The sequence below is a fragment of the Pseudomonas sp. PA-1-3F genome, from assembly GCF_021609665.1.
In the GTDB taxonomy this organism is placed as follows: domain Bacteria; phylum Pseudomonadota; class Gammaproteobacteria; order Pseudomonadales; family Pseudomonadaceae; genus Aquipseudomonas; species Aquipseudomonas paracarnis.
The window spans coordinates 67,535-80,739 of the sequence record NZ_WJZD01000004.1 but is presented as its reverse complement, the minus strand read 5'-3'; the positions used below and the strand labels follow the sequence as shown (position 1 = coordinate 80,739).

Genomic DNA, 13,205 nt, shown 5'->3' with positions numbered 1-13,205 from the left:
CTCCTCAGCAGTCCAGTGGGTTGCGTTTTTCCGGGTTGATCCCGAACTTGACGATAGCGTCAGCCACCACCTTGGGTTCGATCTCACCACGGTCAGCCAAGGCTTCCAGGGCTGCCAACACCACGAAGTGACGGTCGACTTCGAAGAAGTGACGCAGCTTCTTGCGGCTGTCACTGCGGCCGAAACCATCGGTGCCCAGGACTTTGAATTCCTTGGACGGGACCCACTGGCGAATTTGTTCAGCAAACAGTTTCATGTAGTCGGTAGAGGCAATGACTGGACCCTTACGGCCGGCCAGGCACTCTTCGACGTAGCTCTTGGCTGGCTTCTGGCCAGGGTGCAGGCGGTTGCTGCGCTCCACGGCCAGGCCGTCGCGGCGCAGTTCGTTGAAGCTGGTAACGCTCCACACGTCGGCACCGACGTTGAACTCGTCGCGCAGGATCTTCGCCGCTTCACGCACTTCACGCAGGATGGTGCCGGAGCCCATCAGCTGTACGTGGTGCGCCGCTTCCTTGGTGTCTTCTTCGAGCAGGTACATGCCCTTGATGATGCCTTCTTCCACACCGGCCGGCATGGCTGGCTGCTGGTAGGACTCGTTCATCACGGTGATGTAGTAGAAAACGTCCTGCTGCTCTTCGGTCATCTTCTTCATGCCGTCCTGGATGATCACCGCCAGCTCATAGCCGTAGGTTGGATCAAAGGTGCGGCAGTTCGGGATGGTGGCAGCCAGGATGTGGCTGTGACCGTCTTCGTGTTGCAGGCCTTCGCCGTTCAGCGTGGTGCGGCCGGCGGTGCCGCCGATCAGGAAGCCACGGGTGCGGCTGTCGCCAGCGGCCCAGGCCAGGTCGCCGATACGCTGGAAGCCGAACATCGAGTAGAAGATGTAGAACGGCAGCATTGGCTGGTTGTGGCTGGAGTACGAAGTACCGGCAGCGATGAAGGAGCTCATGGCGCCTGCTTCGTTGATGCCTTCTTCGAGGATCTGGCCCTTCTTGTCTTCCTTGTAGAACATCACCTGGTCTTTATCGACTGGCTCGTAGAGCTGGCCGACGGAGGAGTAGATGCCCAACTGACGGAACATGCCTTCCATACCGAAGGTACGGGCTTCGTCCGGAATGATCGGGACGATGCGCGGGCCGATGTCCTTGTCCTTGACCAGCTGCGCCAGGATGCGCACGAAGGCCATGGTGGTGGAGATTTCACGGTCGCCCGAGCCGTCAAGGATAGCCTTGAGGGTGCTCAGGTCTGGCGTCGGTACGCTGAAGCTGTTGGCGCGGCGCTGTGGCACGAAGCCGCCCAGTGCGCTGCGACGCTCGCTCAGGTAGCGGGCTTCGGCGCTGTTTGGCTCTGGCTTGAAGAACGGCAGGTTCTCCAGCTCTTCGTCCTTGACCGGGATGTCGAAGCGGTCGCGGAACAACTTCAGGCTGTCGACATCGACTTTCTTGGTGTTGTGCGCGGTGTTCTTCGCTTCGCCGGCACCGGTGCCATAACCCTTGATGGTCTTGGCCAGGATGACGGTGGGTTGTTCTTTGTGGTTGACCGCTTCGTGGTACGCCGCGTAGACCTTGTACGGGTCGTGGCCGCCACGGTTGAGCTTCCAGATCTCGTCGTCGGACAGGTCGGCAACCATGGCCTTGAGTTCAGGCGTGTTGAAGAAGTGCTCGCGAACGAACGCGCCGTCTTTGGCCTTGTAGTTCTGGTACTCGCCGTCGATGACTTCGTCCATGCGGCGTTGCAGGATACCGTCGACGTCCTTGGCCAGCAGTGGGTCCCAGAAACGGCCCCAGATGACTTTGGTCACGTTCCACTGAGCACCGCGGAACACGCCTTCGAGTTCCTGGATGATCTTGCCGTTGCCGCGAACCGGGCCGTCGAGGCGCTGCAGGTTGCAGTTGATGACGAAGATCAGGTTGTCGAGCTTCTCGCGGCCGGCCAGGGAGATGGCGCCCAGGGATTCCGGTTCGTCGCACTCGCCGTCGCCCAGGAAGCACCAGACTTTCTGCTTGCCTTCCGGGATGAACCCACGGGCTTCCAGGTACTTCATGAAGCGTGCCTGGTAGATCGCCTGGATCGGGCCAAGGCCCATGGAAACGGTCGGGAACTGCCAGAAGTCAGGCATCAGCCAAGGGTGAGGGTAGGACGACAGGCCCTGACCGTCGACTTCCTGGCGGAAGTTGTTCATTTGTTCTTCGCTGATGCGACCTTCCATGAACGCACGGGCGTAGACGCCTGGCGAGGTGTGGCCCTGGAAGTAGATCAGGTCGCCGCCGTGTTCGTCGGTCGGGGCCTGGAAGAAGTAGTTGAAGCCGATGTCATACAGGGTTGCGCTGGAAGCGAAGCTGGAGATGTGACCGCCCAGGTCCGAATCTTTCAAGTTCGTGCGCATTACCATCGCCATGGCGTTCCAACGTACCAGCGAGCGAATGCGGCGTTCCATGAACAGGTCGCCAGGCATGCGTGCTTCGTGGGTAACGGGGATGGTGTTGCGGTATGGCGTAGTGATGGCGTAAGGCAGTTGCGAGCCGCTGCGGGTCGCGAGTTCGCCCATACGGGTCATCAGGTAGTGAGCACGGTCTTCGCCTTCTTTGTCGAGAACCGATTCCAGGGCGTCCAGCCATTCCTGGGTTTCGACGGGATCGAGGTCTTGCATGGCTTGCTCCAGGGCGGAAAGGCTACCAGAATCGGTTGCCTGAAGTTTGCGACTGGCCTTGTGGGCAGACGACATAAATTCTTGGATGGCCGAAGGTTGCTTCGGCGTCCTGTAGTTTTACTACAAATCGTCGGCCATTTCAGCCTTTCGAATGTATATACGAGTAGTAAAACTACACAAGACTGAGCGTATGGCTCGGTCTTGCTGGTGAGCATAATCGTTATTGTTGGTCTATTGCGAACAAGAAAAGGTGAAACTTTGATGTTGCCTGCCAAGATTAATTTAATTTCAGCTATTTCTAACCTTTGTTCGACAGTCCTTCACCGAGCATGGCTCTTGCCTTCACAACTACACGCCATTTACACGCCGATCAAGGATAGACCATGAGCCTTCCAACGCTGGCCGAACTGCCGGCCATTCTGTTGCCTTACGCCAACCGGGCCGAGCAGTCATTTCGTGACGCGGTGGCCGCGCTGGATGACGATCATGGCCTTTCTGCGTGGACGCCGCAACGGTGGGCCGACTTTGCCCGCGTGTGCGCCGCGAGTGATTTCGTCATTGAACAGGGTGTTCGTGACCCTTTGATGTTGCTGGAGCTGGTGGCCTGGGGCGAGCTGGACCGCGGGTTTGCGCCCGGCGAGCTGTGCAGCCAGATAGCCGGTGCCGTGCAACAGGCCGAAACAGAAGATGAACTGGGCCGCGTGCTGCGCCGCCAACGCACGCGCCAGCAGGTGCGCATCATCTGGCGCGACCTCACACGCCAGGCCGACCTGGTGCAAACCTGTCGCGATCTGTCCGACATGGCCGACGCCTGCATCGACCAGGCCTATCAATGGCTGTACCAGCGCCACTGCGCCCAGTTCGGCACGCCGACCGGCGCACGCAGCGGCGAGGCGCAGCACATGGTCATCCTCGGCATGGGCAAGCTCGGTGCAGTGGAGCTGAACCTGTCGTCGGATATCGACCTGATCTTCGCCTACCCCGAGGGCGGCGAGACGGTGGGCGTGAAGCGCGCCCTGGATAATCAGGAGTTCTTTATTCGCCTGGGTCAAAAACTGATCAAGGCCCTGGACCCGATGACCGTCGACGGTTTTGTCTTCCGCGTCGACATGCGCCTGCGCCCCTACGGTTCGGCCGGCGCCCTGGTGCTGAGCTTCAACGCGCTGGAGCAGTACTACCAGGACCAGGGCCGGGACTGGGAGCGCTACGCCATGATCAAGGCGCGGGTGGTGGCCGGCGACCAGGCGGCTGGCGCGCAACTGCTCGACATGCTGCGCCCGTTTGTCTACCGCCGTTATCTGGACTTCTCGGCCATCGAAGCGCTGCGCACCATGAAGCAACTGATCCAGCAGGAAGTACGGCGCAAGGGCATGGCCGACAATATCAAGCTGGGCGCAGGCGGCATTCGTGAGGTGGAATTTATCGCGCAGGCATTCCAGCTGATCCATGGCGGCCGCGACCTCAGCCTGCAGCAACGCCCGCTGTTGAACGTGCTGGGCACGCTGGAAGGCCAGGGTTATTTGCCCGCAGCGGTGATCAGCGAGCTGCGCAGCGGTTACGAGTTCCTGCGCTACACCGAGCATGCGATCCAGGCGATTGCCGACCGCCAGACGCAAATGCTGCCGGACAGCCCCGAAGACCAGGCGCGCATTGCCTTTATGCTTGGCTTCAGTGACTGGGCCGCGTTCCACGAGCGCCTGATGTACTGGCGTGGTCGCGTGGACTGGCACTTTCGCCAGGTGATTGCCGACCCTGATGAGGAAGAAGGCGAAGAAAGCGAATTGGTGGTCGGTGGTGAATGGTTGCCACTGTGGGAGGAATCCCAGGATGACGACGCGGCGTGCCGTCAACTGAGTGAAGGTGGTTTCACCGATGCCCCCAAGGCCCTCAAGGCGTTGGCCAGCCTGCGCGCCAGCCCGCAGTTGCGCGCCATGCAGCGCCTGGGGCGTGAGCGCCTGGATGCGTTTATCCCGCGCCTGCTGGCCCAGGCCGTTGAACATGCCAACCCGGACCTGGTGCTGGAACGCGTATTGCCGCTGGTAGAAGCCGTGGCCCGGCGTTCGGCCTACCTGGTGTTGCTGACCGAGAACCCCGACGCCCTGCGTCGCCTGTTGACATTGTGCGCAGCCAGCCCGTGGATCGCCGAGCAGATCACCCGTTTCCCGCTGTTGCTGGATGAATTGCTCAACGAAGGCCGCTTGTTCAAGCCGCCGCTGGCGCCGGAACTGGCCGCTGAGTTGCGCGAGCGCCTCACGCGCATTCCCGAAGATGACCTTGAGCAACAAATGGAAGCCTTGCGCCATTTCAAGCTGGCGCACCGCCTGCGGGTGGCCGCTTCCGAAATCGCCGGCAGCCTGCCGTTGATGAAGGTCAGCGACTACCTCACCTGGCTGGCCGAAGCGATTCTTGAACAAGTGCTGGCCCTGGCCTGGCGCCAGACGGTCGCCCGTCACGGCTCGCCGCAGCGACTGGACGGCACCCTGTGCGATCCTGGGTTCATCATTGTCGGTTATGGGAAAGTCGGCGGTATCGAACTGGGGCATGGTTCGGACCTGGACCTGGTGTTTATCCATGACGGCGACCCCCAGGCCGAGACGGACGGTGCCAAGCCGATCGATGGCGCGCAATTCTTTACACGCCTGGGCCAGCGCATCATTCACCTGCTGACCACCCAGACCAACTCCGGCCAGCTGTATGAAGTGGACATGCGCCTGCGACCTTCCGGCGCATCCGGCTTGTTGGTGAGTTCCCTGGGGGCGTTTGATCGCTATCAACAAAATGAAGCCTGGACCTGGGAACATCAGGCCCTGATCCGCGCGCGGGTACTGGTGGGCAGCCTGGACGTGGGCCAGGCGTTCGAGCAGGTACGGGCTAACGTGTTGGGGCGTGAGCGGGACTTGGAGAAGCTGCGCCAGGAGGTCAGCGAGATGCGGGCCAAGATGCGTGACAACCTGGGCACCAAGGCCACGACGGCCGGCAGGGGCGCCAATGCCTTCGAGGCCACGGCGCTGTTCGACCTCAAGCAGGACGCCGGAGGTATCGTCGATATTGAATTTATGGTGCAATACGCGGCTTTGGCGTGGTCTGCGCAACATCCATCGTTGCTGCGCTACACCGACAATATCCGCATTCTGGAGGGCCTGGAGCAGGTCGGGCTGATGCCCGCCGCCGATGCCCATTTGCTGCGTGAAGTGTACAAGGCTTACCGCTCAGCCGCGCACCGCCAGGCTTTGCAGAACGAGGCCGGTACGGTAGCCGGGGACCAGTTCGCCGACGAGCGGCGACAGGTGATGCGAATCTGGCAGGCGCTGGGCTTAAATTGAAACTCGACTGATTGGCGACGCCAATTTTTATATGGGATGCGGATTGATGTGGGAGCCGGGCTTGCCCGCGATGCAGGCGCCTCGGTTTATCAGGGATACCGAGGTGATGCGATCGCAGGCAAGCCAGCTCCCACATAAAGATGCTCCCTGGCGCACCGCGATCTACAGTCATTATCGAGGCGGGGAGGCATAGGCCTCCCCGCATCGTTTGTGGAAACTACATGAATATTCTGATCGTTGGGCCCAGTTGGGTCGGTGACATGGTGATGGCACAGACACTGTTTCAGTGCCTGCGCCTGCGCTATCCAGACTGCCAGATCGACGTGCTCGCCCCTGAGTGGAGCCGGCCGATCCTTGAGCGCATGCCCGAGGTGCGCAAGGCCTTGAGCTTCCCGCTCGGCCACGGTGCCCTGGAGTTGGCGACCCGCCGACGCATCGGCAAGTCCATGGCGGGCCAGTACGACCAGGCGATCCTGCTGCCTAACTCGCTGAAGTCGGCGCTGGTGCCGTACTTTGCCGGTATCCCCAAGCGCACCGGCTGGCGCGGCGAGTTTCGCTATGTGCTGCTCAATGACGTGCGCACCCTGGATAAAGCCCGTTACCCGTTGATGATCGAACGCTTTATGGCTTTGGCCTACGAGCCGGGCGCTGAACTGCCCAAGCCGTACCCGCGCCCCAGCTTGCAGATCGACCCGGTGACCCGTGACGCGGCGCTGGCCAAGTTCGGCCTCACTCTGGATCGGCCCGTATTGGCCTTGTGCCCGGGCGCCGAGTTTGGCGAGTCCAAGCGCTGGCCGTCGGAGCATTACGCCAAAGTCGCTGATACCAAGATCCGCGAAGGCTGGCAGGTGTGGTTGTTCGGTTCCAAGAACGATCATTCGGTGGGCGAAGACATTCGCCAGCGCCTTATACCCGGCCTGCGTGAAGAAGCGGTGAACCTCAGTGGCGACACGTCCCTGGCTGAGGCCATCGACCTGTTGTCGTGCGCCGACTCGGTGGTGTCCAACGATTCCGGCCTGATGCATGTGGCGGCGGCGCTGAACCGTCCGCTGGTGGCCGTATACGGCTCCACATCCCCAGGCTTCACTCCGCCGTTGGCCGACAAGGTCGAAGTGGTGCGCCTGGGCCTGGATTGCAGCCCGTGCTTTGAGCGTACCTGCCGTTTCGGCCACTACAACTGCCTGCGCCAGTTGCTGCCCCAGCCGGTAACCGATGCCTTGCAGCGTTTGCAGGGCGACGTGGTCGAGGTTCACTGAGTTGCGGGTTCTGGTAATCAAGACCTCATCCCTTGGCGACGTGATCCATGCCTTGCCGGCCCTCACTGATGCAGCCCGGGCGATTCCCGGCATTCGGTTCGACTGGGTGGTGGAAGAAGGCTTTGCCGAAATCCCAACCTGGCACCCGGCGGTCGACAAGGTCATCCCGGTAGCGATTCGCCGCTGGCGCAAGAACCTCTGGCAAACCATCAAGAGCGGTGAATGGCGGCGCTTCAAGCAGGCGGTGCAGTCGACCAAATATGACCTGGTGATCGATGCCCAGGGCTTGCTCAAAAGCGCCTGGCTGACCCGCTATGTGCGGGCGCCCATCGCCGGCTTCGACAAAGATTCTGCGCGTGAACCTCTGGCTGCGCGCTTTTATTCGCGGCGCCTGGCCGTGGCCCGTGGGCAGCATGCGGTGGAGCGCTTGCGCCAGCTGTTCGCCGTGGCGCTGGGCTACGACCTGCCCCAACGCCTGGGCGACTACGGCCTGAGCGTTGAAAAGCTGCTTGGCCTGCCGCCGAAAAAACCGTTCGTATTGCTGCTGCACGGTACTACCTGGGACACCAAGCACTGGCCCGAAGCCTATTGGCGCGAGCTGGCCGAACGCATGGGCCGTTTGGGCGTCGATGTAAAGCTGCCGTGGGGCAACGCCGCCGAAAAGGCGCGGGCCGAACGCCTGGCCCTCGGCCTGCCCAACGCCGAAGTGTTGCCCAAGCTCAACCTGGCGGGCGTTGCCCGTGTCTTGGCGAGCGCCCGTGCCTGCGTGGCCGTCGACACCGGCCTTGGCCACTTGGCGGCGGCATTGGACGTGCCGACCATTTCCCTGTTCGGCCCCACCAACCCAGGCCTCACCGGTGCCTACGGCAAGGGCCAGATTCACTTGGCCAGCGACTGGCCGTGTGCGCCTTGCCTGCAAAAACAGTGCACTTATCAACCCACTGCCGACGACCTGCGGCGGTTCGACATCGCCCGCGAGTCGCCCCTGTGCTTCACGCGCTTGAACCCTGAGCGTGTCGCAAGCCGGCTGAGCACGTTGTTACTGGCCGAGGAGCAGCACTGATGCAACTGGCTTTTGTTCTGTACAAGTACTTTCCTTTCGGTGGCCTGCAGCGCGACTTCATGCGCATCGCCCTGGAATGCCAGCAGCGCGGCCACAGCATTCGGGTGTACACCCTGATCTGGGAAGGCGATATCCCGCCAGGCTTTGAGGTGCTGGTGGCGCCGGTCAAGGCCTTGGTCAACCACCGCCGCAACGAAAAGCTCTACGCCTGGATCCAGGCCGACCTGGCCAAGCGCCCAGTGGACCGCGTGGTGGGCTTCAACAAGATGCCGGGGCTGGACCTGTACTTTGCCGCCGACGGTGTGTTCGAGGACAAGGCCCAGACCCTGCGCAACCCGATGTATCGCTGGTTCGGGCGCTACAAGCACTTTGCCGAATACGAGCGCGCCGTGTTCGATAAAAACGCCAAGACGCAGATCATGGTGTTGTCCGAGCATCAGCAACAGCTGTTTACCCAGTATTACGGCACCCAGGCCGAGCGTTTTCACCTGTTGCCACCGGGTATTGCCCGCGACCGCCGCGCCCCGCCGAACGCCGCCGAGATCCGCGCCGAGTTCCGCGCTGAATTCGGCTTGGCCGAAGACGATTTGCTGTTGGTGCAAATCGGTTCGGGGTTCAAGACCAAGGGCGTCGACCGCAGCCTCAAGGCGCTGGCCGCACTGCCTTCGCGGCTGAAGAAACGTACCCGGCTATTTGTAATCGGCCAGGACGACCCCAAAGTATTCCAATTGCAGAGCGCGGCGCTGGGCCTGGGCGACCAGGTGCAGTTCTTCAAGGGCCGCAATGATATTCCGCGTTTCCTGCTGGGGGCGGACCTGTTGATTCACCCCGCGTACAACGAGGCGGCCGGCATGGTGCTGGTCGAAGCGGTGGTCGCCGGCCTCCCGGTACTGGTGAGCCAGGTGTGCGGCTACGCGTTCTACATCGACAAGGCCCAGAGCGGCCGGGTGTTGGACGAGCCGTTCGAGCAAACCCAGCTCAACCAGTATCTGGTCGATATGCTCGACGACCCACAAGCGCGTGCGACCTGGAGTCGCAATGGTCTGGCCTTCGCCGAGACGGCCGACCTCTTTAGCATGCCGCAGTACGCTGCGGACCTGATTCTGGCGGAGCCAAACCGATGAAGTTGATTCTAGCCGAACCCTTCAAGACCCTCTGGGCCGGACGCGATGCGTTCGCCGAGGTCGAGAAGCTGGAAGGCCAGGTGTTCCGCGAGCTGGCCGCTCGCCGTACGTTGCGTACGGTGGTCGAGGGCCAGCCTTATTTTGTGAAGATCCACCGTGGGATCGGCTGGGGCGAAATCCTCAAGAACCTGGTTACTGCCAAATTGCCGGTGTTGGGCGCGGGCCAGGAGTGGGTGGCGATCCAGCGCTTGCAGGCGCTTGGCGTACCGACCATGACCGCCGTGGCGTTCGGTGAAAAAGGCAGCAACCCGGCCGACCAGCACTCGTTCATCATCACCCAGGAACTGACCCCCATCATCAGCCTGGAAGACCTGACCCTGGACTGGGTCAAGCAACCGCCCGTGCCGGCCATCAAGCATGCCTTGACCCTTGAGCTGGCGCGTACCGTGGGCGCGATGCACCGGGGCGGCGTCAACCACCGTGACTGCTACCTCTGCCATTTCCTGCTGCACACCGACCGGCCCATCAGTGTCGACAACCTCAAGCTGTCGGTGATCGACCTGCACCGTGCCCAGGTGCGTGCGACGATCCCGGTGCGCTGGCGCAACAAAGACTTGGCCGGCCTGTATTACTCCGCGTTGGAGATCGGCTTGACCCAGCGCGACAAGCTGCGTTTTCTCAAGGCCTATTTCCAGCAGCCGCTGCGCCAGATCCTGGCGGAGCAAACCGCACTGTTGTCTGCGCTGGAACGCATGGCAGCAAAGCTGTATGCGCGTAAACAACGATATGGGGATGCGATCTGATGGCGGGTTGGAATCTGGAACCTGCCTACGCCGCCCTGGCGGATGACTTTGGAAGCCTGGACGCGGTGTTCGCCTTGCAAGGCGAGCGGCTGACCCGCGACCCGTTGTCGGAAGTGATTCGGGTGGAGCGTGGCGGGGTCAATTATTACGTCAAACGCTACGTAGGTGCCGGCAAGGGCCTGCGTCGTTACCTGGGCAGGCCGCGGGTGAAATCCGAATGGCAGAACCTCAAGCGTTTCGCCAAGTGGGGCATCCCCACCGCCGACGTGGTGGCCTGGGGCCTGGACCGCAAGGGCCTGGCCTATAACCGTGGCGCCATGATCACCCGTGAACTGCCCAAGACCGAAGATCTGTCGGTGCTGGCCGAGCGTCACGATGAGCGCCTCAAAGACCCCCGGTGGGTCGATGGCATCAGCCGCCAGCTCGCCGAATACACGCGCACCATGCACGATCACCGCTTCACCCATAACGACTTGAAGTGGCGCAACCTGCTGGTGGACGACCAGCGCACCCTGTACCTGATCGATTGCCCCAACGGTGATTTCTGGCGCGGCTTCTGGCTCAAGTACCGCATCACCAAGGACTTGGCCTGCCTGGACAAAGTCGCCAAGTATCACTTGTCGGCCACCCAGCGCCTGCGTTTCTACCTGCAATATCGCCAGCGCGCGCACCTGACCGCGTCGGACAAACAGCGAATTCGCCATGTGGTGAAGTTTTTCGAGGGACGCGAATGAGTGACTTCCTGGCGGCTGAAGACCGCGCTCTGCTTGAGCGCAACGGCCTGGCGACCTTCGACGCCCTGTGGGCCAAGCAGCTGGATGCGGTGGACGAGCCGAACACCAGCGGCGACGGTTGGAGCAGTGTGTATCGCCTGGAGCTTGAGGGGCAGGGCTACTACCTCAAGCGCCAGAGCAACTACCTCACACGCACCTTGCACCGGCCGTTTGGCGAGCCGAGTTTTGCCCGCGAGTTTCGCAACATCAGCCTGTATCGAAAGCTCGGCATCCCGGCCCTGCAAGCGGCGTTCTTCGGTGAGCGCAAGGTCAAGGGTGAGCGCCGGGCGATGCTGCTCACCCGTGCGCTGGATGGCTGGAATGACCTGGATTCGTTGCTGGAGCAGTGGGCGCAATTGAGCGCAGCCCAGCACAGTGCGATCCTGTTGGCCTGCGGCAAGCTGGCGCGTCATCTGCACAGCGTCGGGCAGGTGCATGGCTGTTTTTACCCCAAGCATATTTTCCTGCAGCCTGCCGGTGAGGGGTATGTCGCACAGTTGATCGACCTGGAGAAAACCCGCCCGCTGTTGTTTGGCTGGCGTGACCGGGTCAAGGACCTGGAACCGCTGCTGCGCCGTGCGCCGCAATGGTCGGATGCGCAGGTGCGCCAACTGCTGGCGGCGTACCTTGAGCAGCCCGAGGACGGTGCCCTGGTGTCCACTTGGCACCAGCGCCTGACCGCGCGCCGCAGCCACAAGGAGAACCGCTGATGCGTTTATCCGAGCTGAAATCGGCTGGGCGTACCCCCAGCCTGCCACTGACCCTCGACCTGGCGGATGCCGCCGGCCCTGGGCAATTGCAATTGTTGAGCCTGCTGCGGGTGTTGCCGGGGCAGCGCTACGTGGGTGCCGCCGTGTGGCGTGGTCGCCCGGTGTTGGCCAAGCTATTGGTGGGCAGCAAGGCGGCGCGGCATTTTCAGCGTGAGCTCACGGGTGTGCGTCTGTTGGCTGAGCAAGGCCTGACCACGCCGTTGCTGCTGGCCGATGGCTTGCAGGACGGCGAGGGTGGTTGGCTGCTGTTTGAATTTATCGAGGGGGCCCAAAGCCTGTCCGACGCTTGGCTCGCCGTCGAAAACCTGCCGCCGTTGGCGGACGAACAAACCGCTGTGCTCGCCGAAGCGCTGGGCGCGATCGCCCAGATGCATGCCAAGGGCCTGTGGCAAGAAGACCTGCACCTGGACAACTTGCTACGCAAGGATGGCAAGCTGTATCTGATCGATGGCGCCGGCATTCGTGTCGAAGAGGCGGGCAAGGCGCTATCGCGCAATCGAGTGCTGGAGAACCTCGGTGTGTTCTTCGCCCAACTGCCGAAAAACCTCGAGCCCTTTACCGAGGAGTTGCTGGTGTATTACTTGCTGGCCAACGGCGAACACGCCTTGCCAATGCAAGCCCTGGAAAAACAGGTGCGTAAAGTCAGCGCCTGGCGCTTGAGAGACTACCTGGACAAGACCGGCCGCGAATGCACGCTGTTCAGTGTGGTGCGCGGCGCTTTTGGCTTGCGTGCGATCCGCCGCGAAGAAGAAGCCGCCATGGTGCCGGTGCTTGAGCAGGCCGATGCGTTGCTCGACCAGGGTCACCTGTACAAGACCGGTGGCGCGGCGAGCGTGGCCAAGGTCGACGTGGCCGGCCGGCCGCTGGTGATCAAGCGCTACAACATCAAGGGTTTTGCCCATTGGCTCAAGCGCTTCTGGCGCCCGAGCCGCGCCTGGCACTCCTGGCGCGAAGGTAACCGCCTGGCCTTCCTGGGCTTCGCCACACCCAAGCCGCTGGCGGTGCTGGAGAAACGATTCCTGTGGTTGCGCAGCCGCGCCTACCTGGTCACCGAATACCTGCCTGGGCCGGACATCATCGAGCGCTTTGCGCCGTATGTGGAGAGCGGCGAGGCGCCCGAGAGCGAGTTGCAGGCGCTGGACCAGTTGTTTGCCGACTTGATCCGCGAGCGCATCAGTCATGGGGATTTCAAAGGCCATAACCTGTTCTGGAGCGACGGGCACTGGGCGATGATTGATCTGGATGCGATGTGTCAGCACTCTTCCGCTGCCAGCTTTGCGCCGGCCTATGCCAAAGACCGTGCAAGGTTTATGCGTAACTGGCCGCAAGGCAGTGCGTTGTATCGCGTGATTGATCAGCGGTTGCCCAAAGAGGCGGGTGTCGGCAGTTAAACCTATCGCGGGCAAGCCCGCTCCCACACTTGATCTGTGAACGCGGTCAAAA

Annotated in this window: 9 protein-coding genes; 8 read left to right on the top strand and 1 reads right to left on the bottom strand. The window is 62.0% G+C overall.

All coding sequences use genetic code 11. The annotated features are described in order from the left end of the window. Positions 1-4 precede the first annotated feature (4 nt). The gene (gene aceE / locus GIV26_RS03855; RefSeq protein ID WP_003187985.1) at positions 5-2,650 is read right to left on the bottom strand and encodes a pyruvate dehydrogenase (acetyl-transferring), homodimeric type; all 2,646 of its coding nucleotides are present in this window, start codon (positions 2,648-2,650) and stop codon (positions 5-7) included. 383 nt (positions 2,651-3,033) lie between these two features. Between aceE and glnE the strand changes: the two genes are divergently transcribed. The 8 genes from glnE (at position 3,034) to GIV26_RS03815 (ending at position 13,153) form a co-directional block, all read left to right on the top strand. Continuing rightward, positions 3,034-5,973, top strand: coding sequence for a bifunctional [glutamate--ammonia ligase]-adenylyl-L-tyrosine phosphorylase/[glutamate--ammonia-ligase] adenylyltransferase (gene glnE / locus GIV26_RS03850; RefSeq protein ID WP_236279527.1), 2,940 nt, complete (start codon positions 3,034-3,036; stop codon positions 5,971-5,973). 221 nt (positions 5,974-6,194) lie between these two features. After that, positions 6,195-7,229 carry a lipopolysaccharide heptosyltransferase II gene (gene waaF / locus GIV26_RS03845; protein ID WP_236279526.1) on the top strand — a complete coding sequence of 345 codons (1,035 nt, stop codon included), beginning with the start codon at positions 6,195-6,197 and terminating at the stop codon, positions 7,227-7,229. Position 7,230: 1 nt separating this feature from the next. Then, the gene (waaC, locus tag GIV26_RS03840; protein WP_054896238.1) at positions 7,231-8,292 is read left to right on the top strand and encodes a lipopolysaccharide heptosyltransferase I; all 1,062 of its coding nucleotides are present in this window, start codon (positions 7,231-7,233) and stop codon (positions 8,290-8,292) included. Beyond that, entirely contained in the window at positions 8,292-9,416 is a 1,125-nt protein-coding gene (locus tag GIV26_RS03835; protein ID WP_014716627.1) for a glycosyltransferase family 4 protein, read from the top strand. The genes waaC and GIV26_RS03835 overlap by 1 nt, the downstream gene beginning before the upstream one ends. Beyond that, positions 9,413-10,219 carry a lipopolysaccharide core heptose(I) kinase RfaP gene (gene rfaP, locus GIV26_RS03830; RefSeq protein ID WP_014716628.1) on the top strand — a complete coding sequence of 269 codons (807 nt, stop codon included), beginning with the start codon at positions 9,413-9,415 and terminating at the stop codon, positions 10,217-10,219. Before GIV26_RS03835 ends, rfaP begins: the two co-directional genes overlap by 4 nt. Then, positions 10,219-10,953, top strand: coding sequence for a lipopolysaccharide kinase InaA family protein (locus tag GIV26_RS03825; RefSeq protein ID WP_003187993.1), 735 nt, complete (start codon positions 10,219-10,221; stop codon positions 10,951-10,953). Before rfaP ends, GIV26_RS03825 begins: the two co-directional genes overlap by 1 nt. Then, the gene (locus tag GIV26_RS03820; RefSeq protein WP_236279525.1) at positions 10,950-11,702 is read left to right on the top strand and encodes a lipopolysaccharide kinase InaA family protein; all 753 of its coding nucleotides are present in this window, start codon (positions 10,950-10,952) and stop codon (positions 11,700-11,702) included. Before GIV26_RS03825 ends, GIV26_RS03820 begins: the two co-directional genes overlap by 4 nt. Beyond that, positions 11,702-13,153: a lipopolysaccharide kinase InaA family protein gene (locus tag GIV26_RS03815; RefSeq protein ID WP_236279524.1), complete on the top strand. Its 1,452-nt coding sequence runs from the start codon at positions 11,702-11,704 to the stop codon at positions 13,151-13,153. The genes GIV26_RS03820 and GIV26_RS03815 overlap by 1 nt, the downstream gene beginning before the upstream one ends. The last annotated feature ends 52 nt before the right edge of the window (positions 13,154-13,205 follow it).